Source organism: Aquirhabdus parva (assembly GCF_003351745.1).
Taxonomy (GTDB): domain Bacteria; phylum Pseudomonadota; class Gammaproteobacteria; order Pseudomonadales; family Moraxellaceae; genus Aquirhabdus; species Aquirhabdus parva.
In genome coordinates, this window is the sequence record NZ_CP031222.1 from 2,429,543 (window position 1) to 2,456,389 (window position 26,847).

The window sequence follows — 26,847 nt, forward strand, 5'->3', positions numbered from 1 at the left end:
GCCATTTTTTAACACTTTTTAGGACTTTATCTTATTTAAGGATCGCAGCCGAAGGTTGTTTATCCACCAGTGCTTTACACAGCAATGCGTTTTCACGAGTCTGCTTAAAGCTGCGTTCAGTACCGACCAGCTCTTTAACACGCGGCTCAAAGAACGCTGTCAATTGATCGGCATCCTCTTGTGAACAGCCATTACCGCCAACCAAACCGGGGATGCGTCCACTGGTGTGGCTACCGGTACGTTTAAGCACTTTGTCATGATTACGCACAAACCAATCCCACGTCGCGGCGCGACCCTCGCCATACAAACGGCTTGAATTCAGCAGATAACGCATCTCACCCACTTTTACACGCTCGTCAATCGCCACATTACGTGCAACTTCAGCATCAGCTTTTTGACTGGTTGCCCCTATCGCCGCAAGAAGGGAAAGACGCTGGGCGGGATCGCCATTGCGTCCTAGTTCTTGAATAAGCTGATCCAAAACTTTGCGGCCTTGCTCCTGCACAGCCACACTTAAAATGTCACCAAGCAGTTCAGCATTAACCGCTTGTAAATTCAGCGTACCTTTCGCATTCGGTTTAAGTGTTTTTTCACTTTGAGCCAGTAATGCACTGCGAACTTCGGGCAATTTAATATCAAGTGCCAAGAAATCGGTCAAGGTCGCACGAAGTAAACCGACATCTTCTGACTCGCCGTCATGACGCTCATAGCCTAGAGCTTGCAAACGTGCCAAGTACAAATCACGTGCAACCGCCGTAATCTGTGCATGTTCCGCTGGTGTCTTTGCCAGATACTTGTTCAGCCACACTAACGTCGGGATCAACGCAGTAGCCACTTCACGTGTTTTTGAAGTTGCCAATTGCTTAGCTGCAATCAATACCGCTGACGCATCAATATCACCATGCTGGAATGCCGAATCAATGGCATCGGCATAGGCCAGCTGCTCCGCATCGGACAAAGTGGTCACTTGTGCATTCAACCGCGCCCAATCATGATTGCTTAAACTAAAACGATAGTAGCCTGCTGCATCGGCATTAGGGATATACCAAGAAGAAGCTGTAGCGCCTTTAAGCACGATATCACCTTCAGGTTGCTCTAGCAGCTCACATTGGACTTTACTGTCTGCAAGCGCAGCGCTTGGCTCACCATAGCGTACACAAACAGGAATACCCCATTGTTGCTTTACACTGCCTGTAGAACCATATGGCAAATAACGTTGCTGTTTGACATGCAATACGGTTTTGCCATCTTTACTACTCAAACTCGTCTCAACGAGTGGCACACCCGGTTGATCAAGGAAGCTCTGCATGGCTTTCACAAAATGCTCACCTTGACCTGAAGTTTTGGCGAGTGTCGCGATCAAGTCATCAGCGGTCGCATTACCGAACTGATGCTGTTGCACATGCGCTTGAATACCCTTACGGAACGTATCCGCGCCGAGATAACGCTCAAACATGTTTAGCACGGCTGCACCTTTTTGATAGGTAATCCCATCAAATGCACTGTCGATATCGCCATTATTAATGATCGGTTGGCGAATACGACGCACACTGACCAAACTATCACTCTGCATCGCACCATTAGCACCTTCAATCACTTCAAGATCGGCACGATATTCAGGGTGGAGCTTCTGGGTGACTTTCTTCTGCATCCAAGTCGCAAAAGCTTCATTCAACCAGATGTCATCCCACCACGGCATGGTGACCGTATCACCAAACCATTGATGTGATATTTCATGTGCATTGACATTAAAAGAGGTCTGCACCAGCGATACTGGTGAGTCCTTATCGAGTAACATATAGTAATCGCGGAAGGTCACTAGTCCTGGATTCTCCATCGCCCCTGCGGCAAAGTCGGGGGCGCCCAAGATATCCAGCTTATCGAAGGGATAACCAAAGCCAAAATACTCTTCCAGTGTATGAACGATCGCGGGTGTCTCAGACAATGCATGCTGCATTTTTGGGCCTGTACCATGCGGTGAGATGCCACGAAGTGGCGTCACATGATCCCGCCATGCAGTTGGCGCAATATCTGGTCCTTTAGTCACATCCCATGGACCTACAGCAAAAGCGACGAGATAAGTCGGCAGCGGCTTGGTCGGTGCAAACTTCACAGTGCGCCAGCCATCTTTCGTCTTTTGTTCACTGACTTGCTGGGTATTAGCGACTGCAACCAGATCCTTTGGTACGGTTAAGGTCAACTCAAATGGGGTTTTAAAACGCGGCTCATCAAAGCCGGGAAAACCATAACGGGCACTGATCGCTTCCATTTGTGTCATCACATACGGTTGTCCTTGGAAAGACACCTTGTAAACACCCTGCAACTGCTGATTAAACTTCGTCTTGAACGACAGCTTCACTTGATAGTGACCTGCTGGCAGTATTTGTCCAAAATTCAACACCGCCACGCCTTCTTTCTCTGCTGCAATAGCATATTTGGCTTTGATGGTTTTTGCCGGTGTCGTTTTTTGATCTACGGCCGCGACCTGAGCTTGGGTCACAGTGAGTTCTTCACCATGCAACCAGATATGATCAGCTGGTTGTTTGAGTTCAATATCAATCAATGACGTGCCAGTGTAATCCTGCTTACTCGGATCGACACGAAAATCCAAATGGTAGGATAAAGGCTGTACCCAATCAGGAAGTTTACCTAATGGTGCAGAATCTTCGGGGGTTAAAGCATGTGCGGTTAGGGGTAAACAGCTCATGGCAAGAGCGGTTAAAATGAAGCGGGGTATCGTACGCATTTCGGATTTAATCCTAACAAAATTAAATAAATAGCCAACACTGGATCGCAATGTGGTATTGAACTCAGCCCATGATTTAGCCTAAGTCATTCGGCAGACCAACTGATTTTTTCAATGAATCGGTGCGGTCTATTAAGACGAATCAGGATAGCTTAAGCAAGGATTAAGCCATAAGCAGAATTAATGCAATATCTATCTGTAAAAAAGATAAGAAAAAAAGCAGATGGTCAATTTGACCATCTGCTTTGTATACATATCTACGATTTAAACCATTTGATGATTATTTACAGCGTACATCCTCAGCCGTGTATTTTTCAGAGATCTTTTTATAGGTTCCGTCTGCCATGACTTCAGCCAAAGCCTTGTTATAGGCATTCGCAAGGCTCAAATTATCTTTCTTGACAGCAGCTGCCAGTTTTTCAACCAATACAAAGCCACCGATTTTCAGCCCCGCTTGCGGCATGCTATTCACCGCTGCTTTGGCAGAGAAACGATCACTGACCCATGCATCCACGCGCCCAGCCAGCAGTGCAGAAATCGCATCGGCATCTTTCGGGTAGTTTTTAATTTCTTTCACGTTAGGAATCGCACGTAAATTGGGTAAATAGGTTGTGCCCGTCTGCACGGCAATCACTTTATTTTTAAGCGTTGCAATAGAATTAACCTGTGGGTCCTTAGAGACAATGACCGCACCACTACAATACTCAGGATTCGCAAACGTCACCGCTTTGGCACGCGTTGGCGTGATACCAATTGATGATACTGCCATATCCCAACGATTCTGTGCTAAACCCACCAAAAGGACATCAAAGGACAAGACCTGCCACTCAACTTTAACACCCATCTTTTTGGCAACCGCTTCCATGAGCTCAACATCCAGCCCTGTTCGCACGCCATTTTGAGTATAGGTAAATGGTGGGTACGCAGTCTCTGTCGCAACGATTAACTTACCACTCGCTTTGACTTCCTCGATCGTTCGAGCCTCTGCAACGACAGACATGACCAAACTCGCACATAAAATGGAGAAACGAATCAGAGAGTTCATACGCGGTCCAACTTAAGAAGGGGAATTAAAATCAAGATGTCGATTTATGACCATAGGATCACATTGTATAAAAAAACCCGCCAGAGCGGGTCTTTTTGAATGCGATAAAACTTAGCTTTTTGCAGCCATTGGCATAGACATCGCCATAGGCTTAGCTGCTGGAGCAACATTCGCCACACATTTCCCACCTTTATGATGTGCACCAGTGCCGCCTTCCATATGCTGACCTTTAGGACATGCATTTGCAGCACCAGCACTCAAAGCAAAAACAACTGCAGTTGTCGCGATTAATAGCTTTTTCATAACATCCCATTCCTTCGATAAAATGAACTTGCAACCCGATAAAGCAACCGCTTTCGTAAATTATGCCTATCATCAGAATCTGTCAATAGCTTATATGGTAAACAGATAAGTGGCATAAAAAGTCACTAAATGGTCGAAGCGTGCGTAAACTTCCGCATCACGAGTGCTGCAATGAGTGCCAATATCAGTAGCACACCTGTAAACCCAACCACAGACATCCACGCCCCATGATCCCAGAACCAGCCACCAAAAGCCCCCATGACACTGGCACCCATGTAGTACGCCAATAAATATAATGACGTGGCATGCCCTTTAGTCCCTATCGCCATACGACCGACCCAAGAACTAGCGATAGAATGGGTGGTAAAGAAACCGATTGTCATCACAATGATTCCCATAACGATCAAGACCAAAGCATGAGAAAGCGTGAGTCCAACGCCCAAAGCAGTCAGCAAGATGCCCAAAATCAACACAGGATAGCGTCCGAACCGATCAGCAACCTCACCTGCTAATGATGAGGCGATGGCACCGAAGATATAAGCCATAAAAATAAAGCCGACTTGCGTTGCTGACAAATTAAAAGGCGAAGCCAATAAACGGAATCCGGCATAGTTATAGACAGTAACAAAGGCTCCCATCATCAGGAAACCGACGGCAAATAGCACAACCAACTCGGGGCGAAGTAAATGGCTGCGAAAGGCATTAATATGAAATGCCATCTTGAATTCAGTTTGACGTTTAAAGTTTTTGGATGCAGGTAGCAGTGCCTTAAAAACCAGTGCCAGTACAAGGCAGAGTCCGCCCATTACCCCCATGGCGACTCGCCATGAGCTGACTTCGGCCAGATAACCTGTCGTCACTCGCGCGACCATACCGCCAATCGCATTACCTCCGACATAGAGCCCCATCGCAAGACCCAAGCCTTTCGGATGAATTTCCTCAGCCAAATATGCCATCGCCACTGCAGGCACGCCACCAAGCATGATGCCTTCAAGTGCACGTAATACCAGAAGAACATGCCAGTTCGGTGCAAAAGCAGCCAGTAGATTCAATACTGCCGCTCCCAGCATCGACATGGACATCAGTTCTTTACGCCCAAAATTCTCAGAAGCTGTGCCAACCAGCACTATAGATAAAGCAACAAAACCCGTCGTCAATGACAATGCTAAGGCGCTCTCTGCTGCACTGACATGGAAAGGGTGCGCAAACAAAGGCAGGATCGCCTGCACACCATACATTAACGAAAAGGTACAGAATCCTGCGGCAAATAAGGCAATATTGATCCGACGATATGCCGCAGATCCTTTGACGATACCGATATGATCTTTGGACTGCGTTTTTTTAATCTGAGAAGAGGAAGGACTGATAGCAACGGGAGATGGCTGTACGCCAGCTTGAGCACGCATGATGATCTCTAAAATTAAATCATGGACGCATTTTAAAACTCACTGACCAAACAGTCTAATATATAATACTAGTCTTCTTCATTGCTTTTATATATACCTATGGACATACGCCATATACGCTACTTTCTTGCCGTCGCCGAAGAGCAGAACTTTACGCGCGCGGCTGCAAAGATGGGCATCGGACAACCACCTCTTAGCCAGCAGATCAAAGATCTCGAGCATGAGATCGGTGCGCCGCTCTTTCATCGCTTGGCGCATGGCGCTGAACTGACTGAAGTCGGCAAGGCCTTTTTGCAAGAAGCTGTTCACGTGATCACCCAAGTCGAGCGTGCCAAAAGTGCAGCACAGCGCGCAGCCCGGGGGATTACCGGACGATTACGAGTCGGATTTTCAGCATCAGCGATTTTTAATGCCATTGTCCCTACGGCGATTCGAGCGTTTCAACAGGCCTATCCCGAAGTAAATCTCTCTTTAAACGAGAGCAATACTTCGCAGCTCCTCACAAAACTTGCCAATGAAGAACTCGATGTCGTTTTCATTCGCCCTGGATCGATCAAACTGGATAGTGTGGACTTTCAATTACTCGACGAAGAGCCAATGAAGATCGTCTTGCCCCATGAACATCCGCTTGCGACCCACACCGTATTGCCGCTGACGGCACTGCGAGATGAACCCTTTGTAATGTTCCCGCGCACAGTCGGTTTTAGCTTATATGATGAGATTATTATGACGTGTCGACGGGTTGGGTTTGAACCCAAAATTGGACAAGTCGTCCCGCAAATTTCTTCGGTGGTGACGTTGGTCGCTGCAGGACTCGGGGTGTCTATCGTTCCTGGCTCTATCGCACAAGTCAAAATTCATGGCATTGAATACTTAGACATAGAAGGCGATGCACCCGTTGCCCGCCTGGCGATTGCATCTAGACGCCATGAACACTCAATTATCGTGCAGCACTTTAAGACACTAACATTGTCTAGATTGGAATCATGAAACGGAATTAAGTGGAGGTTCCTTCATACCAGCCCTTAGATCGATTCACAACAGACACAACCAGCAACATAATTGGCACTTCGATCAGTACGCCGACCACGGTCGCCAGCGCTGCTCCTGAATGAAAACCAAATAGACTAATCGCGGCCGCTACTGCCAATTCAAAAAAATTAGATGCCCCGATCAATGCCGATGGACAGGCAATATTGTGTTTCTCTCCCACTACCCGATTAAGCCAATAAGCCAGTGATGAATTGAATATGACTTGAATCAAAATGGGTACGGCAAGCAGTGCAATGACCAAGGGCTGCTTGATGATTGCTTGCCCTTGAAAAGCGAATAACAAAATAAGCGTTACAAGTAACGCTGTTATCGACCATGGACCTATCTTTACCATGGCCGCATCAAACGCAGCCTGCCCCTGTGCAAGCAAAGCCTTACGTAAAAACTGGGCAATGATGACCGGAATCACAATATAAAGCACAACAGAGGTAACGAGAGTCGCCCACGGTACAGTAATCGCCGAAATGCCGAGTAATAGTGCAACCAACGGGGCGAATGCCACCACCATGATGCTGTCATTCAGCGCCACTTGAGACAGGGTAAAGAGTGGATCACCATGGGTCAGGCGACTCCACACAAACACCATCGCTGTACATGGAGCAGCGGCCAATAAAATCAGCCCTGCAATATAACTATCCAATTGATCAGCAGGTAAATAAGGGGCGAAGATCTGGCGAATAAATAGCCAACCTAAAAATGCCATCGAAAACGGTTTCACCAGCCAATTCACAAACAGCGTGACACCGATCCCTTTGACATGCTGACGAACTTCATGCAGTGCGGAAAAATCGACTTTGATCAGCATCGGAATAATCATAATCCAGATCAGCAAACCGACTGGTAGATTCACCTGTGCGATTTCCATATGGCCGATGGCTTGAAAGATGCTTGGAAATAATTGCCCTAAGCCTATGCCGACAACGATACAGATAAAAACCCATACCGTGAGGTAACGCTCAAACACGCTCATTGACTGGCTGACCTTGGATAAGCTCGACACTGTAAATCTCCTAACAGTTTTTCAATAAGCGTGAATAGATATGATCGTTAAACAGGTAAATCGCCAATCACCTGAAGTGCCGATTCAAGTTCTGTATGACTCAAAGTATCGATAGGCAGGTTCACCAATAAAGTAATTTTGCCGCGTATCTGAGCAAAGGTCTTGGTAAATGCCGCGCGCTTATCTTCATCACTGCCATCGACATGCGATGGGTCTTCAAAGCCCCAATGCACTTTAATCGGACTACCGCGCCAGAGTGGACAAGACTCCCCTGCTGCGCTATCACAGACGGTAATCACGATATCCATTTTTGGAGAATCTGGTTGAGAAAACTCATCCCAACTTTTGCTTCTGACATTCGCTGTGTCATAGCCAATCGATTGTGCCTGCTCAACAGCAAAAGGATTTACGCGACCACTCGGTTGACTCCCCGCGCTATAGGCTAAAAAACGGCCTGCGCCTAAAACATTGATGAGTGCTTCACTCATGATGCTGCGTGCTGAATTGCCAGTACAAAGAACCAGTACCTTATACGTTTGATCAGACATATTGCCCTCCGAATGTATCGTATCGATTATTAATTGGAACGTTCGCAGTCCACATCACCAACAGCACACGCTTGCCCCTCTGGCATACATGGCTCTCCCTGACAACAGTTCTCGGTCAAAAAGGCGATGAGAGTATTCATGGTCTGAAAGTTGGCTGCGTAAATCACGAATCGCCCTTCCTGACGAGAAGTCACCATACTGGCGTGACTCATTTCCTTCAGATGAAAGGACAGCGATGACGGGGCAATCCCCGTTGCTTCGCTAATCTTTCCGGCAGGCAGCCCTGTAGGACCGGCCTGTACCAAAAGACGAAAGATGGTGAGACGGGACTCTTGGGCTAATGCGGCTAATGCCGATACAATCGATTTAATTTCCATATTTCAATTATTATTGAAATATGGAAATTATGCAAACTCTTTTAAATGATTACGGCTTGATAACTATTAATTATCAAACCTTCCAATCAAATGATTAGACCGGCTGAGATCGCTTGAAGTATGTTGCTCTTAACGATCAATTAACGTTGTCATGAGTATAAAGATGATGGATCAGCAAGGACTTACATGTAGATGGCTGACATAAATCTGAAAAGATATTAAATGGAAATGCACCATATCAGTCTTAAGCATAAGCCAATTCGGAATTACCCATGCCTTTTCGCCTCAAAACTGTGCAAAAAACGAGTCAGCATGCACAAAATCGAAATTAAAAGGCGTATGATTGAGACCAAGCGGTAAAACCCTACATCATGTGACGTATGACACGATAAGTTGCTATTGAGAACACTGCATAACAATATAAAAGCAATAAAACTGCAGTCTTTGAAAATAGCACTTTGTGAATGAATTCTTAGCCTTGTAGAGGACGTTGTAATGGATGCTCTAATCTTGAGTCGAATCCAGTTTGCACTGAATATGAGCTTTCATATTCTGTTTCCCACCATTTCCATTGCCCTATGTTGGGTACTACTCTTCTTTCGTCACCGCTGGGTAAAAACCCGTGAGCAATCATGGCTGACGGCCTATCGCTTCTGGACTAAAGTCTTCGCTCTAACCTTCGCCTTGGGTGTGGTCAGCGGCATTACCATGAGCTTTCAGTTCGGCACCAACTGGCCTGGCTATATGGAGCGCGTTGGTAACATCGCAGGTCCCTTGCTCGGTTATGAAGTGCTCACAGCTTTCTTCCTTGAAGCAACTTTCTTGGGTGTGATGCTGTTCGGGCACAATCGTGTGAGTGAGCGAGTTCATCTTTTTGCAACCTTTATGGTGGCCTTTGGTACCACGCTTTCTGCTTTCTGGATTCTAGCTCTGAACTCTTGGATGCAAACACCGCAAGGCTATTGGGTTGACCCACAAGGCATCTACCATGTTGCCAGCTGGATTGAGGTCATTTTCAACCCCTCCTTCCCTTACCGTTTTGTACATATGGTCACTGCATCATTCCTGACCGTAGCCTTTTTATTGTGCGGTCTTAGCGCTTGGCAAGTCATCAAAAAAACGGCCGATGAAGCAACACCTAAAGTACTCAAAACTGGCTTGATTTTGGCAGCAATTCTGATCCCTATTCAAATCTTTGTTGGTGATCAGCACGGTTTGAATACGCTGCATCATCAACCTGAAAAGATCGCTGCGATTGAAGGCATTTGGCATACCGAGAAAGGTGCTCCGCTGCTGGCATTTGCGTGGCCGAATAAAGACACACAAACCAATGACTATGCCATTGAGATTCCCAAAGGCGCCTCACTGATTCTCACTCATGAGCTCAATGGCGAACTCAAAGGACTCAATGAATTTGAGGTACATCCTCCAGTTGCACCACTGTTCTTTGGCTTTCGCATCATGGTGGCAGTTGGGATGCTAATGCTTGCTGCAAGCTGGTTTGGGGTGTATCAGCTACGCCGCACCAAAGGTGATGTGTTGAAATTCCCTCGTTATTTCCTCTACGGTCTAGCCAGTATGACTTTTGCTGGATGGCTAGCGACACTTGCGGGCTGGTATGTCACCGAAATTGGTCGTCAGCCTTGGATTGTTCATGGGCTGATTAAACTCAGTGAAATTGTGACCCACACGCCGCCTGCCAATATTGCATTCACCCTGACAATGTATGTCGTGGTCTACTTGGCACTCATCATTTCCTACGTGGGTGTACTGAAGTATATGGCGGAACATCCTAAGAAGACCGAAGCCGAACCCACCGCTGAATCAGGTGAAGCAATTGCGATCGTCGCGAATGAAGCCATCGATTCAACATCAGGAGAACAAAAATGAGCTGGGCACAAATTATTCCGCTGATTTTTATGGGCTTGCTGGGTTTTGCGTTGTTCGTTTATGTGGTCCTAGATGGTTTTGATTTGGGTGTTGGAATGCTGATGCATCGTGCCAATACCGAGGAACGCAACACCATGGTGGCCTCCATCGGCCCCTTCTGGGATGCCAATGAAACGTGGCTGGTGCTGGGAATCGGAATTTTGTTGATTGCCTTCCCTAAAGCCAACAGCATTATTCTGGGCAATCTTTATATTCCTGTGGCTTTTATGCTGATCGGTTTGATCATGCGCGGTGTAGCCTTTGACTTTCGTGTCAAAGCGCGCCTTGAGCACCAGTTAGGTTGGAACTATGTGTTTATTATTGGTTCAGGTTTAGCCTCGGCAACCCAAGGCTGGATGTTAGGTCGCTATGTCACTGGTTTTGCTGAAGGCTGGCAATTCACATTGTTTGCATTGGCGATTGCACTGGCTGTACCAGCGACTTACACCCTGCTTGGCGCTTGCTGGTTACTGCTAAAAACCGAAGGTGAGCTACAAGCAAAAGCCACACGCTGGGCAAAAATCGCATGGGTTCCTGTAGTACTTGGTATGATCCTAATTTCACTGGCTACGCCTTGGGTCAGTACGGTGGTACGTGATCGCTGGTTTGCCCTGCCTCAGATTATTGGTTTACTACCGATTCCCCTTGCGACAGGAGCCGCATTAATCGCGCTACGCTGGATACTCAATAGCCCACGTGTTCGTGCTGATTTGTGCTGGTTGCCCTTTGTACTCTTGATCGGCTCACTGGTTATGGGCGCACTCGGTCTGGCCTATAGCTTGTACCCTTATGCGGTGATCGGACAAATGACCGTATGGGATGCGGCAAGTTCAACTGAAGCGCTCAATGTCATTTTAATTGGCGCCGCAGTTGCGATCCCTGCGATCTTTGGCTACACCATTTTCGCGTTCTGGGTCTTTAGGGGTAAAGTTCGCGAACTCACTTATGGCTAATGGTTGTCATTGATGAAAAACTTGCGCTGATTCCGATGGATTAGCCTTGAAAGATCGAAACGATAGCCTCATGGATGTCCTGATGGACGCTTAATCACCGATTAGGCATGTCATCAGGACATTTTTTATGGCTGTTCATGGATGACGTAAGCCATCTGCATGAAACAGTTCGCGTTAAGGAAACTTCTTTTTCGCTTGATAAAACTTTTACTGAATTCTTTATAGAATCTTACACAGCAGATGATCTGCGGTTTGATTCGTCATGGATAAAAAGGTACATTGCTACCCTAGTTTTTTATGAATGCGCTATAAATCTAATTGCGCTGCATTTCTTGAGGGTTCGCCCTCTATAAAGATGTCGTAGATTAGAAAATATTTTTTATTTTTAGGAATTTGCATCATGAGTTTGTTTATTGCTTCCGCTTACGCCGCGCCAGCAGCTGCCGCAGGTCCCCAATCTGCTTTGCCATCAATTTTGATGATGGTTGGCTTTGTGGCTATTTTTTACTTCCTGATCTGGCGTCCACAATCTAAACGCACCAAAGAACATCGCAACATGATTGAAAGCGTGACGGTGGGTAGCGAAGTGGTTTTTGCAGGCGGACTCATGGGACGTATCAAAAAAGTTGAAGGGGAATATGCAGTCATCGTGATTGGTACGGGCGTTGATGTCAAAGTACAAAAATCATCGATTGTTGCTGTATTACCTGAAGGCACACTGGCAGGGCTTTAAGCTCTGTCTGATGGGAGGTGGCAGCATCTCCTATCAAACCACAACACAGTGAATGTCGTCGTGGTTCTTGCTTGATCAAAAACATGTGACAGGGCACGTCACATGTTTTTATCATATTCATGGTTTGAGTTTTAGAAACTTTTCAAAGAAGCTTTTTCAAAGAATCTATTGGCGAAAAATCTAAGTTTAAAGATCTCTATATTTAAAGAAGAGCACAGATGCGTTATCCAGCATGGAAATATGTGGTAATCCTACTGGTTTTGGTAATTAGTACACTGTATGCGCTACCAAACCTTTATCCTGATGAACCCGCGATTCAGATCACAGGCGCTAAAGCAGGCTCGCAAATCGATCAAAGCGTGCTCACTCAAGCCGAATCTGCACTTAAAGCAGCGAACATCACCTCTCATGGCGATAGCTTCGATGGCAAGACGGCCCTACTACGCGTACGTACCAGCGATGAGCAACTTAGAGCGCAAGACGTGGTCCGTCGCGCACTGGGTGATAATTTCGTTGTGGCGTTGAACCTTGCACAAACCACACCGAACTGGTTACGTTCAATTGGTGCAGCGCCCATGAAATTGGGTCTGGACTTACGCGGTGGCGTGCACTTCTTGCTTGAAGTCGACATGTCCAAAGCCATCGAACAGCGCCTTGATACAGCAGCTACAGATATTCGCCGTGAACTGCGTAGTGAAAATCTGATCTTCCGCACTGTGCAACAAAGCGCGAATGGCATTAATGTCGTCTTCGACCAATCTGCGGATCGTGATGCGGCGACCAATGTTTTACGTCGTAAATTCCCCGACTTTAGTATCCAGCAATTGGCTGTGGGTGACGGCTTCGTCGATGCCCTGACCTATACCCCTGCCAAGATTCAGGAAATCAACCAATACGCGGTGGGTCAGAACTTAACGACTCTGCGTAACCGGATTAACGAATTGGGTGTGGCTGAAGCATTGGTTCAAACCCAAGGTAGCAACCGCATCGTGGTGGACTTGCCAGGTGTGCAAGATACCGCTGAAGCGAAACGTGTTCTAGGCCGTACCGCCAATCTTGAATTCCGTATGGTTGCTGACGAAGCGGCAGGTTATAACGGTGGTCCAGTACCAGCGGGTACCGAAAGCTTCCCGTTTAAGACACTGGATGGCCCTCCAACCCTATTAAAACGTCAACGGATTCTGACAGGTGAGCGCGTCCAAAATGCCCAAGCAGGTTTTGATAACAATGGCTCGCCATCCGTTAATATCACTCTGGATAATGCCGGCGGTAAACTGATGAACGATGCTACACGCTCTTCAGTCGGAAAACTAATGGCGGTATTGTTTATTGAAAATAAACAACGCATCAGCTATGCCACAGATCCTGCTACGGGCAAGTCGGTTGAAACCCGTACGCCATACACTGAAAAAGTGGTCATCAACCAAGCGACTGTTAACTCTGTATTAGGATCAAATTTCCAAATCACTGGCATCGGCAGCCCGCAAGAGTCTGCTGAGCTTGCCCTACTCCTCCGCTCTGGTGCCTTGGCTGCGCCAATGTACTTTGTCGAAGAGCGCACGGTCGGTCCATCACTGGGTCAAGCCAACATTGATAAAGGGATATTGTCCACTCAAGTTGGTTTTGCTGCTGTTGCACTGTTTATGCTGGTGTTCTACCGCCTGTTCGGTTTGATCGCAAACTTTGCGCTGTTTGTAAACTTGGCCATGATCCTTGCGATTATGTCTGCGATTGGCGCTGCACTCAGCTTGCCGGGTATTGCGGGTATCGTGTTAACCATCGGTATCGCGGTTGACGCCAACGTCTTGATCTGTGAACGGATACGAGAGGAGTTGCGTCATGGCGCCAAGCCAATCACTGCGATTGTGCTCGGTTATGATCGCGCATTTAGCACCATTATCGATGCGCACGTCACGACTCTTATCGTTGCGATCATTCTGTTTGCTGTAGGCAGTGGACCCATCAAAGGCTTTGCGGTCACCCTGTCTATCGGGATTATCTGCTCGCTCTTTACCGCGATCACAGTAACCCGCGGTGCAGTTCAGTTGATCTATGGTAACCGTCGCCATGTTACAAAACTCAGTATTTAAGGGGAATCATCATGGCTAATCAAACACCATTAAATCAACAGGCTGCCAATACAGATCCAACGGAAACGATTGAGCAATACCAGCACGATGAGCTTGTGATTCGCTTTATGCGGTTCCGTAAGCCGCTGGCGCTGCTGTCTATGCTGCTGGTGATCATCGCTCTTGGGTCTATTATGACCAAAGGTCTGCATCTGGGTCTCGACTTCACCGGCGGTATTGCGGCAGAAGTCAACTATACCCAAGCCGTGCAACAAACAGACGTTCAAGCTGCGCTAACCAAAGCGGGTTTTCATGATCCAGTGGTCCAGTACTTAGGGACACAGCGAGACTTGCTCGTGCGTATGCCTGCACAAGAGAAACCGCCAACGGATGTTTCAGCGTATATCCAACAAGCAGTGCAACTGCCAAACAACAGTGCCACCGTACAAAAAGTAGATGTAGTCGGCTCCCAAGTGGGTAGTGACTTGTACCTCCACTCACTGGGCGCAATTGGTCTGTCATTACTACTGATGATGACTTATGTTGCGATCCGCTTTCAGTTTAAGTTCGCTGTCGGTGCGGTCATTTCATTGTTGCATGTAACAATACTGACTGTAGGGGCGTTCTCGGTCTTCAACTGGCCCTTTGACCTCACCGTTTTGGCCGCAGTTCTGGCCTTGATCGGTTACTCACTGAATGACACGATCGTGGTATTTGACCGTATTCGCGAAAACTTCCGTAAGATTCGTGGAGCCAGTGCCATTGAGATTGTTGATATCTCTTTGACTGAGACCTTCCGTCGTACAGTGATGACCGTTGCAACTGTTGCCTTGGTTGCATTGGCCATGTTGTTCTTGGGCGGTGATGGCCTGTATTGGTTCTCTGTTGCCTTGCTCATTGGATTGGTCGTGGGTACCTACTCATCGGTCTATATCGCGACGGGCTATGCCATCTTTATGGGTTTAAGCCGTCAGGACTTTATTGTCAATGTTAAACCTGAGTTTGAAGAAGAAGTTGTGGTCTTCAACGACCCTAAAGCGCGTAGCAAATAACACGCTCTGGTGAAACAAAAAAAATCCCATCACATGATGGGATTTTTTTATGGTGTAACTTTTGGAATTGAGGAATTCATTATTCATGCAGCAATGCATTTAACTCATCAACAACCTCAGCCCAATCCGCATCTTCATCCAATGATTCTTGGATAAATTGCAACTGCCCTTCATTCCAAAAAGGCGCATCGGCAATCTGTACATCCGCAGATAAGTGATGGCCCTTAATAAACGCACTAATCGCTTCTGGCGAGTTTGCCAATCCTAATTGGGCAAACAAATTTTCGATGGTGTAGCTGTCTAATATATCCATGTCCACTCTCCTGCGGTTTACTTAAAAAATCTGGTCAATCAAGCAGACTCGACGAACAAGCCCGATGCTTTCGATTGTATGCTTTTCTAAATATTGTACAAATGCCTTCATGTATTTTTTCATTAAACAATCAATCTATCGCTTTGTATCAACGCGTTGCAAATTGCTTCTATTTACGCATCTCTCCTTGAAAACCCTTAACTCATCGCTATTATGAATTGATCGGGTCAATTCTGACTTCGACTTATTAAAGAGGAATTTTCCATGTTGCGGATTGGTCTTTTTTTATTGACTAACCTCGCGGTGATGGTTGTGGTCGGCATAGTGCTTTCCATATTAGGCGTGGGAGCTACGCACACAGCGGGCGGATTAAATTTAGGCAACCTATTGGTCCTGTGCTTTGTATACGGGATGGTCGGTTCTGCCATTTCTCTATTTCTGTCTAAGCCATTAGCGAAATGGAGCACCAAAACACAGATTATTGAGCAACCTTCTAACCAAGCGGAAGCATGGTTATTGCAAACAGTGAATGAATTGTCACAGCGTGCAGGCATCAAAATGCCTGAAGTGGGTATCTTCCCGAGCTATCAATCCAATGCTTTTGCAACAGGTTGGAATAAGAACGCTGCACTTGTCGCAGTGTCGACGGGTTTACTTGAGCGCATGAATCAGGATGAATTACGCGCCGTATTGGCTCACGAGATTGGTCACGTTGCCAATGGCGACATGGTGACACTGGCACTAGTACAAGGTGTGGTTAACGCCTTCGTGATGTTCTTTGCACGCATCATCGGTAACTTTGTTGACCGAACCGTGTTCAAGAATGAAAGTGACAGCCCAGGCATTGCCTACTTTGTCACTAGCCTTGTGATGGACATTGTCCTTGGCATTGCAGCGTCAGCAATCGTCATGTGGTTCTCACGTCTACGTGAGTATCGTGCCGATGAAGCCGGTGCACGTCTGGCGGGTAAATCTGCCATGATCAATGCGCTGCTGCGCCTGCGTCAGGAACAAGAACTCCCTGATCAGATGCCGGCTGAGATGAAGGCCTTTGCCATCAGCTCCGGTCGTGAAGAAAGCTTTAGTATTGCGGCCTTGTTCCACTCACATCCGAGTATCGAACAGCGCGTTGAAGCCTTACAAAAACTCAATGTCTAATCCCTGCAGTCACAAAAAAAGCCCGATAATTCGGGCTTTTTTTGGTCTAAGTCATGATATCAAATCATGCTCCTTAGTATTTAAAGGTCATCCCTACCGTGTAGTTGGCAGGTGCACCATAGAAGCCCTCCCCATCTGGAAAGCTGTTTAAATACTTCTTATTGGTGATGTTATTGCCATTTGCCTGTATCGAGATATGATTATTGACCTCATAACTCGCCATCACGTTAACTAAAGCATAGCTGGACTGGCGAATCGTTCCCGCGAATGGTACGGCCTCACCGCCCACATAGGCCGTACTGACAATATCCTGATAGGTTTTATCTTGCCATGTCAGGCCTGCTCCCACTTTTAGAGCAGGTAATACGGGTATTTGATAAGTCGCTAGGACATTGAAGATTCGGGATGGTAAGTAGGTACGCGCTTTGTCCCCTGAGGTGTCATCTTTCATACTGATCTGAGTAAAGCCAAATATCAGATTTATGTTTTCAGTTACCTTCCCAGCTAAATCAACTTCATAACCCTTGGTATTGAGATCCCCGACACTGTATCTTCTGATAATGGATGCAGAGTCAGAGGCTCTGAGTGGATAGTTGTTTTGCTTGGTGTTAAAGAGTGCTATCGAGCCAGTCAAACGATCTTTCAGCCAACTGCCTTTCAGACCCGCTTCATAGGCAGTACCTTCTACAGGTGCAAGCGCATTGCCATGGGTATCAAGCCCAGACTGCGGTCTAAAGATCGTGCTATAACTCGCATATGCCGTGTAATTTGGGGTGAGATTGTAGGTGACCCCGACATAAGGCATGGTCTTAGACTGATCATAGTCGGTCTTGCTACCATAATTGTTCCCTGCATTAGACGCTTGGGTATAATTCACACCCAGCAATAACCTCAAATCTTCGTTTAAATGTAAGCGCGTCGCGGCATAGGCTGTCTTCATTTCCTGTACGTAATCGGCTGTCGAACTAGCGGTATTATTCGGAATAAAGTGCGGTTGGGCAAACTGACCATTCCATGTATACCAGTTAAACTCTGGAATACTATCCGCGTCAGCAGAAGCTTGCTTCTCTTTGTTCTTCGACCAGCTTGCGCCAACGACTAACTCATGACTATATCCAAAAAGAGGGAAGCTGCCTTTGAGGTTAATATCAGCAAGTTGTTGTGTTTGATGATCGGTATAGGCGGATGGCAGTATCGACACGCCCTTACCACTTTGATCAGGCGCCCCGTAGTAGTAGACCAGCGCACTGTTCTCATCGCTTTTGATATAGTTATAGGTGGCATTCAACACCCAATCATCTGCCAGCTTCTGCTTGAGTTCAATAAAACTATTTTTAGTAGTTTTATCCCACTTCGCCCACTCTGGAACGGGATTATAAGAACGGGCATAACTCAATTGCTGACCATCAGTATTCAGCAATGGCAAAGCACCCCAATTATTACCTTTCGGCTGATTACGCTGCTCATAGTGCCCTACGGTCAAGAGCGTACTGTCAGTCAAATCTGCCTCAAGTATCCCTGAAAAAATATTCTTTTTCGATGAATAATGATCGAGATAAGAATCGCCTTGCTGACCCGCTGCAACTAAGCGACCACGGACGGTTCCCGCATCATTTAACGTGCCCGAAATATCGCCTTCTATACGCTTAGTATCCCAAGAGCCGTAACTGATGCCTGCCGACGCTTGAAATTCTTTAGTCGGTCGCTTACGAATAAAGTTCACCGTCGCCCCCGGATCACCGAGCGAAGCGGTTAAACCATTGGCGCCTTTGATAACCTCAACGCGATCATAGATAAAGGTATCAATATCTCCATTTTGATAGTTATAACCATCGTATGGCATCCCCAAACCATCTATTTGAAAACTAGATATTTCTGAACCACGCGAACTATAGCTGGTACGATCCGTTTCCTGATTTTGCACGATGATGCCGGGTGTTGCTGCAAGTGCAGCTTTGGCATTATTTAAGCCAAAGTCTTCCATTTGCTGACGGGTAATCACATTGATTGTTTGTGGCGTTTCTTTAGTCGAAATATCGAGCTTGGTCGCACTTGAGCTTTTCTTGACGATATAAGACTTACTTTTTTCCGTAGTGCTTTCTTCACGTGTAGCCGTTACCGTAATGGTATTCAGCGTTTGCTCGGACGTCACGGAATCTGCAGCATAGAGCTGCTGGGCCACGCACGCGGCAAGCGTGGTGAGGGTAAAACTTAAAAGACGCATATCTACTCCTATTACTCAACGAATCTCATCAATAACTCAACCGAACGACTACCAGTGATAGCTCACTGAACCCACCAGACTTCTGCGTGTGCCCAACCAACAATCCCCACGACCCAGACAGGTCGCGACATACTCTTTATCAAAGAGATTTTTAGCATTGAGTGAAACTGACCATTTATCTTGCGTGTAAGACACGAGGGCATCGACCAAAGTAGTCGCAGGTACATCGATCACAGCGCCTTCCCCCCAATTTCGCCCGAGATAGCGGACTCCTGAACCAACGCTAAATCCAGAAACATCGGCTAAAGCAAAGTTATATTTCGCCCAAAGTGAAGCAGAATGCTTAGGAATGGATTCAAGCTGAGTACCTTTAACAGGACCTGTGGTATCTCGTGCATTGGTATAGGTATAGCTGCCCAATACCTCAAGATTCTGATAGCGAGCATTCCCCTCAAGCTCAAAGCCTTTCACCGTGACTTCACCAAGCTGGAGCTGGTTTTGAGGATTATTGGGGTCAGTGGTTAGACGGTTTTTTTCTTTAAGCTGGAAAGTGGCGACAGACACCATGTAGGGCTTGCCGATAGGAGACCATTTCAGGCCGGCTTCATATTGCTCACCGCGTTTGGGCTTAAAGGTTTGCCCATAAAAATCGGTGCCCGCTAGCGCCTCAAACGATTGGCTATAACTGAGATAAGGTGCAAGTCCATGATCGGCCAAATACACTAAGCCAAAGCGTCTCGACCATGCACTCTCATCCACCCCAGCATTCGCTGAATCATCCACCGTCACCTTGGCATGGTCATGACGCAGACCTGCAACAAGGACCCAGTGATGATCAAACTTGATTTGATCTTGTACACTGATCCCCAACTGTGTTGTGCGCGTCGGCGAAATCACACCAAAATCCGCGACGGGTTCAGCAAAGCGACCATAGACTGGGGCATATAAATCAAAGGGAGTTGGATCAAGTCCGCTCACACTAGGATTGGTACTCCGCTCCTGTGCAGAGTCAACACCAAAGAACAGTGTATGTTCTAATCGATCAAAATTCAGCTTTCCCTCGAGCTGTAAATCTGCCGAAGTCACATCAGAAGTCGGTTGACCCGCATACCACACGCGGTTGACAGTACGATCACTCGGGCGTGGGCCCATCCAGCCACAGCAATCGGCATACATCGTGTTGTAGTGACCATTGGCATTATCGTGGCGCAGGTTCTGGCGGAGTGTCCAATCATCACTAAGCTTACGCTCGAAGCTATAACCTATACGCGTACGCTGCCCGCCATAACTGTCCCAATCTGGCTCGCCGATAAACAAACGACTTGAAATCTTCGGATAACTGCCTGGCGCATCTAGGCGCGTACCCGCCCATGGCAAGAATGCATTGGTGTTTCCGCTTTCATCTTTTTGATATTGACCATAAATCATCAGCTTTGTTTTACTGTCAGGCAACCACGTTAGCGACGGCGCAATATAATCGCGTCTGACCTTGGCATACTCGACTTGGGTGCCGCTGTTATTGGTCAAACCCACAAACCGATACAGCAGTGTGCCGTCTTGATCGATAGGCCCAGTAAAGTCCACTGCAACTTGACGATGATCATTAGTACCACCTTGGATCACAATTTCATGCTGGGCAGTCTTTTGAGGCTGCTTGGATACCAGATTGACTAGACCTCCCGGCGGATTTTGCCCGTAGGTCACCGCTGATGGCCCTCGAATCACCTCCACACGTTGAAAAGCATAGGGTTCATCATGCATACTGCCCCATGAGCCAATCAGCGGTAAGCGCAAACCGTCTAAAACTACTGACCCTGAGCTTCCCCCACGCAAAGCATAGTAATCTCCACGGTTATCTACTCCATAGGGCTCAGCAGTTACTCCAGCGCTGTAGCGCAATGCTTCAGATATGCTTTGCGCATTTTGGTCCTTGATTTGGTCTGCGGTAATCACCGAGATCGACTGCGGGATTTCAAGTAATGCTGTATCTGTTTTGGTCCCTGCGCTACTCCGCTTGGCAACATAGCCTTTCACCGCACTGGAAGCGGTTTCTTTAGTTCCAATCACCGTAATCGTTTGCAAGGTTTTTTCGCGACCCGCTTCTGTCATGTCGTCCTCAGCCTGCACATACGGCGATGTGGCCAAAGCCAATGTTGTCAGCGTGAATAATTGTGCAGCGCGCATGGCACCTCCCCTTGTTAAGATAAAATAGTGATCTGAAATCTAGGTTAGAGATATCTAATCTCGGGTCTGCCACGAGCAAATACACAGCAAAGTGCTATCAACTCCTCACCAGAACCATATCAATTTGACAATTATCAAATGATAACGATTATCGATATCACTATCAACATATCTTTACACTGCATTTAATATTTCTTACTTAGCAGCCTTTTTTAGAGGGACAAAAGGAATGTACTTGGATGAAAAGCGAACTTAAGAAAGAAAACTGGAGGCTTGAATTTGCTTAAAAGAGATCAAGACAGAAGATGCAAAGGAAATTGCTAATTGATGCAGAGAAAGGCTCAAAAAGACCTTCAATACCACAACGCTAATACTTGTTTAGCAAAGTAAATACAGGGAAAATTTTACAATTATTAAAATAATATAGTCTTCTAGACTTACGCGATAAGACTGCAAAACAAAGAAAAGCCAACTTTAGAATGCATTTCTCAAAGTTGGCTTTTGGTGTTAAAACTGTTTGAGAAGCCCTTAGAATCGCTCGTACCCTAAAAGGTAGCGCCACTCTCCGACGGCAAGTTTTGACATGGAAATACGCCCAATACGAATACGCTTCATGGCAAGTACTTTTAACCCAACGCCTTGGCACATCTGTTCGATCTGATCGATTTGCACATTTTTAAGCGCAAAGCGTAGATTATTTTCATTTTGCCAACTCACCTTAGCAGCAGGCAACAGTACACCTTTATGATAAAAGCCTTGATTCAAACGCTTTAAATCTTGTTCAGACAAGACACCCTCGACTTGAACAATAAACTCCTGCTCAACCCGACTCGCATCATCAATCAGCTTACGAGCCACACTCCGATCTTGGGTATAGATCACCAAGCCACTCGCAGCACTTTCCAGCGGTAACGTCGGCGTCAGTTTATGGAAGTGGGAATGTAGGGGACGAATGCCAGTGCGGTCGCCTTTCTCTTGAGTCTCCAATGTCAAAAACTGCAACGCATCGTATTTAATCAGATCCGCTTTGGTTTCCTCATCGATTTCAGCAACCGCTGCTTGAGTATCACTACCGGTCTTGACTCGGCGCTTGGTGGTATTGAGTTGATACGTTAGACCAAAATCATAACCCGCGGGTTTATGCAGCAAGATCGTGACTGGTAGAGGGGGTTTTAGGTTGGCTTGCTCATGCAAAGTCACCGCTTGATCTTGAACCATAAAATTGGGTTGTTCGACCACTCGCCCATCCACCAAAACCCAGCCGCCTGCGATATAGGTTTCCGCATCACGGCGGGAACACGCCATTAAATCACTGACCCGCTTGGCGAGACGTACAGGTTCTTGTTTGGGGACTAATGTCATAACCACTACCATTTTTTCATAAAATTTGGACTAAAGACGAGGATCTTGATTATCACTCACGTCAATTGTGTAGTGTAGTCGAGTTCACGCCCGATGGGTGTGATCTTTGACATTATCCCCTCACTGACAATCTGTTTTGAAAGAGTGATTTGAGATGTACATGCACGCAGACCACCACCCCATCTGCTGCTAGAACAACACCTATTCAACACTTCTGCCAAATTACACGCAATATCAAACACCATCAAATATTTTACCATTTGGTTTTGTTGATGTTTTTAAATGGCATGCACCTTGCAAACTTGCACGCACTGATGATTTTTATTACCCATGAAAGTCATTCCATTTAAGCATTTGAATGCACAAGGTAACCCACTATGTCCATCCATGCCGAGCTATCACCAAAATCTGATATCGCGCCAAGACTATTAAAAACCCGCATCATTACCACGGATCAAGAAGCACTGGACGCCGCCCAAAAGGTGGCAGAATTCGCCAAACTTGATGCCCAGCAGAATGACCAAAATCGAGTCCTTCCTTGGAAAGCTGTCGAGAAATTTACCACCCTTGGACTCGGCGGTATTCGAATCCCTAAACAATATGGCGGCGCGCGTGTTTCCCACAAAACACTTGCAGATGTCTTTAGGATCATCAGCAAAGCAGATCCGTCAGTAGGTCAAATTCCGCAAAATCAAATCAGCCTGCTCAATGGTATCGAGATCATGGGAACTGAGGAGCAAAAACGGCTCATTTTTGCAGGGATTCTACATGGTAAGCGCCTATCCAATGGTGGTCCTGAACGGAATACCAAGACATCACTCCTCATTGACACTCAACTTGAGCAACACGGAGACCACTATACGGTCACAGGTAAAAAATTCTATTCCACTGGCGCTCTCTTCGCACATTGGGTTGCCATAAAAGCCATGAATGCAACGGGTGAAGTCGTGCTCACTATCATTGAACGCGGCACGCATGGCCTGCAGATTATTGACGACTGGAACGGTTTTGGTCAGCGTACAACTGCCAGTGGCACTGTCGTGCTTGATCACACCCCAGTGATTGAAGAGCTCATTTTTAATGAACAGTTATTGGGCCAGATTCCCAGTATTCGCGGAGCATTCTCTCAACTGATTCAAGTCGCTATCGATGTCGGCATTGCCGAGGCTGCATTAGAAGATACGATTGGCTTTATTCGTACCCGAGCCCGTCCATGGATGGATGCCCAAGTGGATCAGGCTTCGCTTGAACCCTACCTCATCGCAGAGGTGGGCCGCCTAAAGCTTAAACTCAATGCCGCAATCAGTGTCTTGGACGACGCTGCCTCCCTACTTGATGCATTTGATCTATTAGATACAGTCACCGAAACCCAAGCGGCCGAAGCGTCAATCGCAGTCGCGGAGGCAAAAGTGCTTGCCAACAACATCTGCTTACTTGCCAGTGAAAAACTCTTTGAGCTATCAGGCAGCCGCGCGACATTAGCGGAATTTAATCTGGATCGACACTGGCGTAATGCCCGTGTACATACCCTACACGATCCCGTGCGCTGGAAGATTCACGCCATCGGCGACTACTACCTAAACAATCACCTGCCTGCTCGCCATGTCTGGATCTAAACAGCTACCCACCTCATCCACTATCGCAATCATCGTTATTGAACATTTATTCGCGCCCATCGAACCGATTGAGGTCGCACCAAAAAATCAGGTTTTGTTATGACCCATTTAATTGAAAATGCCCTTCCCACCGTTCATGTGATCAAAGATGATCAGCAAGCAATCGAAGTCGCCACTCGTTTAGCTGAGCAGTTTGCCTTGAGTTCTGCAGAGCGGGATATTGAACGCATTCTTCCTTATGTAGAGCTCGATCTGCTTAGTCACTCTGGACTGCTTGCCATTACCGTGCCCAAACGTTTTGGTGGTGCTGAAGTTTCTGCACAGACTCTTGCCACTGTCATCGCCTTATTAAGCGCAGCAGACGGTTCAATTGGACAGATTCCACAGAATCACTTTTATGCGCTGGAAGTTCTGCGCGTCAATGGTACCGATGCTCAGCAAAAGAAACTCTATGCGGAGGTCCTTGCAGGACAACGCTTTGGTAATGCCTTGGCAGAATTCCATACCAAGGCAGCAAATCTGCGCACGTCACGCCTCGTTTTTGATGGCGAGAACTACTCCATCACTGGTCAGAAGTTTTATTGCACGGGCGCACTTTACGCCCATCGCATTCCGACATTGGTCAGTGATGAACACGGTCAAGATTTCTTAGTGTTTGTTGATCAGCGCGCGGAAGGGGTCAAAATTGTGGATGACTGGTCGGGATTTGGACAACGCACCACAGGCAGTGGGTCAGTCTATTTTGATCAGGTCAATGTCGATGCCATTGACATCATTCCCTTTAATACCGCATTTGAACGCCCAACGACTGTCGGCCCTTTTGCCCAGTTGATGCACGCGGCGATTGATACTGGTATCGCCCAAGCCGCCTTGCATGAAAGTATCGAATTTATTCGTACCCGTGCACGGGCTTGGATTGATGCACACGTGGAGCAAGCCCAGCAGGATCCATTAACCATCTATGAAATAGGCAACTTGTCGGTTGAGGTTCGCGCCACCCAAAGCCTGCTCAATCGTGCCGCGCGGCTGGTGCAAATCGCCCAGCAGAACCCAACCATTCAGACCATTGCAGACGCCTCTATCGCCGTCGCCGAAGCACGCGCGCAAAGTACCGAAGTGTCACTACTCGCAGGATCCAAACTCATTGAACTGGGCGGCAGCCGTGCCAGTCAACGTAGCGATAATCTCGATCGCTTTTGGCGGAATGCCCGCGTGCATACCCTGCACGATCCTGTTCGCTGGAAGTACCACGCGATAGGCAATTACTACCTCAACAATATCCTTCCACCGCGCCGAGGGACATTGTAATGAGTGACGTAAAAACTCCCAAACAAATCATCATGAATGCCTTCGACATGAACTGTGTCGGGCATATCAATCATGGTCTATGGACGCATCCGCGTGATCACTCTACAGAGTTTAACCAGATACAGCATTGGACAGAACAAGCACAATTGCTCGAAAAAGGTCTGTTCGACGGCTTATTTCTCGCGGATATCGTCGGCGTCTATGATGTCTATCAAAACAATATTGATCTAACACTGAAAGAGTCCATACAGTTGCCCAGCCATGATCCTTTACTGCTGATCTCTGCCATGGCGGCGACGACTCAGCATCTCGGCTTTGGCGTCACGGTGAATTTAAGCTACGAATCACCGTATTTACTTGCACGCCGCTTCTCAACGCTCGACCATCTCACGCAAGGACGGATTGGCTGGAATATCGTCACTGGCTATTTGGATAGTGCTGCCAAAGCGATGGGTTTTACAGAGTTACTCGCTCATGACCTCCGCTATGATCAAGCCGAGGAGTTTCTCGATGTCGCCTATCAACTGTGGGAATCCAGTTGGGAAGATGATGCGGTCTTAATCAACAAAACCCAGCGCGTTTACGCCCAGCCAGCAAAAGTCCATAAGATCAAACACCAAGGTCCTTACTATCAGGTTGCGGGTTATCACTTAAGTGCTCCCTCCCCCCAGCGCACACCGCTACTCTTTCAAGCGGGCGCATCCAGTCGTGGTACTGCATTTGCAGCGCAACATGCAGAATGTATTTTTATCAGTGGTAATGAAAAACACATCACCAAACAGCAAGTTGACACCATTCGTGCTCAAGTCCAGGCGACAGGACGCGACCCAGACAACGTCAAAATCCTGATGGGTATCAATGTCATTGTGGCCGAGACCGAAATTCAGGCGCACGAGAAGTATCAAGAGTATCTGCGCTACGCCAGTCCTGAAGCCGGACTTGCTCACTTCTCAAGCTCCACCGGCATCGACTTTGCCCAATATGGCCTTGACGAGGCCATTCCCTACCGAAGTAGCAATGCTATTGCCTCGGTCAATGATCGCTTTAAACACGAAACCATTACCCCGCGAGACCTCCTTGAACAACATAAATTAGGCGGTCGATATCGTCTGATTATCGGTTCCGCAAGCCAAGTGGCTGCAGAGCTGATTGATTGGGTTGATCAGACAGGCATTGATGGCTTCAACCTTGCGCGCATTGTCACTCCAGAAAGCTATGCCGATTTTATCGAGTGGGTCGTGCCTGAATTGCAACAGCGCAAGCGCTATAAGACTGCCTACGCATCAGGAGTCTGGCGAGAAAAGATCTTTAATACTCAAGCGCCTTATCTCAATGCACCACATCCGGCTGGGGTCTGGCGGACGCGGAAAAAGGATGCTCATGAATTGCCTGTGACGCAAGAGCGTGAGCTCACTTAAAACGTGTTTTAGTTCAATCACGCTAAATATTCATTCAACTTAAAACTTAG

At 47.1% G+C, this 26,847-nt stretch carries 21 protein-coding genes; 10 read left to right on the top strand and 11 right to left on the bottom strand.

The features are described from left to right. Nucleotides 1–31: 31 nt before the first annotated feature. The 4 genes from HYN46_RS10990 to HYN46_RS11005 all read right to left on the bottom strand — a co-directional run bounded on the left by HYN46_RS10990 (nt 32) and on the right by HYN46_RS11005 (nt 5,500). Complete coding sequence (locus tag HYN46_RS10990) at nt 32–2,746, bottom strand: M1 family metallopeptidase (RefSeq protein WP_114899428.1); 2,715 nt, start codon at nt 2,744–2,746, stop codon at nt 32–34. Nucleotides 2,747–3,026: 280 nt separating this feature from the next. Further along, a complete protein-coding gene (locus HYN46_RS10995; RefSeq protein ID WP_114899429.1) occupies nt 3,027–3,791 on the bottom strand; it encodes an ABC transporter substrate-binding protein in 765 nt (254 codons plus the stop codon). 111 nt (nt 3,792–3,902) lie between these two features. Beyond that, nucleotides 3,903–4,094 (bottom strand): hypothetical protein, encoded by a 192-nt coding sequence (locus tag HYN46_RS11000; protein ID WP_114899430.1) that lies wholly within the window; start codon nt 4,092–4,094, stop codon nt 3,903–3,905. 125 nt (nt 4,095–4,219) lie between these two features. Further along, nucleotides 4,220–5,500, bottom strand: coding sequence for an MFS transporter (locus tag HYN46_RS11005; protein ID WP_114899431.1), 1,281 nt, complete (start codon nt 5,498–5,500; stop codon nt 4,220–4,222). A gap of 99 nt (nt 5,501–5,599) precedes the next feature. Between HYN46_RS11005 and HYN46_RS11010 the strand changes: the two genes are divergently transcribed. After that, complete coding sequence (locus tag HYN46_RS11010) at nt 5,600–6,490, top strand: LysR family transcriptional regulator (RefSeq protein WP_114899432.1); 891 nt, start codon at nt 5,600–5,602, stop codon at nt 6,488–6,490. Nucleotides 6,491–6,497: 7 nt separating this feature from the next. Here HYN46_RS11010 and arsB read toward each other — a convergent pair whose 3' ends face one another. From arsB to HYN46_RS11025, 3 genes are read right to left on the bottom strand one after another with little or no spacing between them, the layout of a single operon-like run. After that, nucleotides 6,498–7,553: an ACR3 family arsenite efflux transporter gene (arsB, locus tag HYN46_RS11015; protein WP_456061857.1), complete on the bottom strand. Its 1,056-nt coding sequence runs from the start codon at nt 7,551–7,553 to the stop codon at nt 6,498–6,500. A 47-nt stretch (nt 7,554–7,600) separates the two neighbouring features. Beyond that, complete coding sequence (locus HYN46_RS11020; RefSeq protein WP_114899433.1) at nt 7,601–8,101, bottom strand: arsenate reductase ArsC; 501 nt, start codon at nt 8,099–8,101, stop codon at nt 7,601–7,603. Between the two features lie 29 nt (nt 8,102–8,130). Next, nucleotides 8,131–8,478, bottom strand: coding sequence for an ArsR/SmtB family transcription factor (locus tag HYN46_RS11025; RefSeq protein WP_114899434.1), 348 nt, complete (start codon nt 8,476–8,478; stop codon nt 8,131–8,133). A 495-nt stretch (nt 8,479–8,973) separates the two neighbouring features. Between HYN46_RS11025 and HYN46_RS11030 the strand changes: the two genes are divergently transcribed. The 5 genes from HYN46_RS11030 (at nt 8,974) to secF (ending at nt 15,214) form a co-directional block, all read left to right on the top strand. Next, nucleotides 8,974–10,368 carry a cytochrome ubiquinol oxidase subunit I gene (locus tag HYN46_RS11030; RefSeq protein ID WP_114899435.1) on the top strand — a complete coding sequence of 465 codons (1,395 nt, stop codon included), beginning with the start codon at nt 8,974–8,976 and terminating at the stop codon, nt 10,366–10,368. Then, nucleotides 10,365–11,360, top strand: a complete 996-nt coding sequence (locus HYN46_RS11035; RefSeq protein ID WP_114899436.1) for a cytochrome d ubiquinol oxidase subunit II — start codon at nt 10,365–10,367, stop codon at nt 11,358–11,360. Before HYN46_RS11030 ends, HYN46_RS11035 begins: the two co-directional genes overlap by 4 nt. Nucleotides 11,361–11,760: 400 nt before the next feature. Then, nucleotides 11,761–12,093, top strand: a complete 333-nt coding sequence (gene yajC / locus HYN46_RS11040) for a preprotein translocase subunit YajC (protein WP_114899437.1) — start codon at nt 11,761–11,763, stop codon at nt 12,091–12,093. Nucleotides 12,094–12,311: 218 nt separating this feature from the next. After that, entirely contained in the window at nt 12,312–14,183 is a 1,872-nt protein-coding gene (secD, locus tag HYN46_RS11045; RefSeq protein WP_114899438.1) for a protein translocase subunit SecD, read from the top strand. A gap of 11 nt (nt 14,184–14,194) precedes the next feature. Further along, nucleotides 14,195–15,214, top strand: a complete 1,020-nt coding sequence (secF, locus tag HYN46_RS11050; RefSeq protein ID WP_114899439.1) for a protein translocase subunit SecF — start codon at nt 14,195–14,197, stop codon at nt 15,212–15,214. A gap of 79 nt (nt 15,215–15,293) precedes the next feature. On the opposite strand, the gene HYN46_RS11055 is transcribed toward secF, so the two are convergent. Continuing rightward, the gene (locus HYN46_RS11055; RefSeq protein ID WP_114899440.1) at nt 15,294–15,527 is read right to left on the bottom strand and encodes a DUF2789 domain-containing protein; all 234 of its coding nucleotides are present in this window, start codon (nt 15,525–15,527) and stop codon (nt 15,294–15,296) included. A 264-nt stretch (nt 15,528–15,791) separates the two neighbouring features. On the opposite strand from HYN46_RS11055, the gene htpX reads away from it, so the two are divergent. Beyond that, nucleotides 15,792–16,685 carry a protease HtpX gene (gene htpX, locus HYN46_RS11060; RefSeq protein ID WP_114899441.1) on the top strand — a complete coding sequence of 298 codons (894 nt, stop codon included), beginning with the start codon at nt 15,792–15,794 and terminating at the stop codon, nt 16,683–16,685. A gap of 73 nt (nt 16,686–16,758) precedes the next feature. Here htpX and HYN46_RS11065 read toward each other — a convergent pair whose 3' ends face one another. The 3 genes from HYN46_RS11065 to HYN46_RS11075 form a co-directional block, all read right to left on the bottom strand. After that, on the bottom strand, nt 16,759–18,921 hold the full coding sequence (locus HYN46_RS11065; RefSeq protein ID WP_407640802.1) for a TonB-dependent siderophore receptor: 2,163 nt from the start codon (nt 18,919–18,921) through the stop codon (nt 16,759–16,761). 36 nt (nt 18,922–18,957) lie between these two features. Next, nucleotides 18,958–21,093, bottom strand: a complete 2,136-nt coding sequence (locus HYN46_RS11070; RefSeq protein WP_114899443.1) for a TonB-dependent siderophore receptor — start codon at nt 21,091–21,093, stop codon at nt 18,958–18,960. Between the two features lie 528 nt (nt 21,094–21,621). Then, nucleotides 21,622–22,455 carry an rRNA pseudouridine synthase gene (locus tag HYN46_RS11075; protein ID WP_114899444.1) on the bottom strand — a complete coding sequence of 278 codons (834 nt, stop codon included), beginning with the start codon at nt 22,453–22,455 and terminating at the stop codon, nt 21,622–21,624. Nucleotides 22,456–22,868: 413 nt separating this feature from the next. Between HYN46_RS11075 and HYN46_RS11080 the strand changes: the two genes are divergently transcribed. The 3 genes from HYN46_RS11080 to HYN46_RS11090 all read left to right on the top strand — a co-directional run bounded on the left by HYN46_RS11080 (nt 22,869) and on the right by HYN46_RS11090 (nt 26,797). Further along, nucleotides 22,869–24,071, top strand: a complete 1,203-nt coding sequence (locus HYN46_RS11080; protein ID WP_407640803.1) for an SfnB family sulfur acquisition oxidoreductase — start codon at nt 22,869–22,871, stop codon at nt 24,069–24,071. 99 nt (nt 24,072–24,170) lie between these two features. Next, on the top strand, nt 24,171–25,379 hold the full coding sequence (locus tag HYN46_RS11085) for an SfnB family sulfur acquisition oxidoreductase (protein WP_114899446.1): 1,209 nt from the start codon (nt 24,171–24,173) through the stop codon (nt 25,377–25,379). Further along, nucleotides 25,379–26,797, top strand: a complete 1,419-nt coding sequence (locus HYN46_RS11090) for an LLM class flavin-dependent oxidoreductase (RefSeq protein ID WP_114899447.1) — start codon at nt 25,379–25,381, stop codon at nt 26,795–26,797. Before HYN46_RS11085 ends, HYN46_RS11090 begins: the two co-directional genes overlap by 1 nt. The last annotated feature ends 50 nt before the right edge of the window (nt 26,798–26,847 follow it).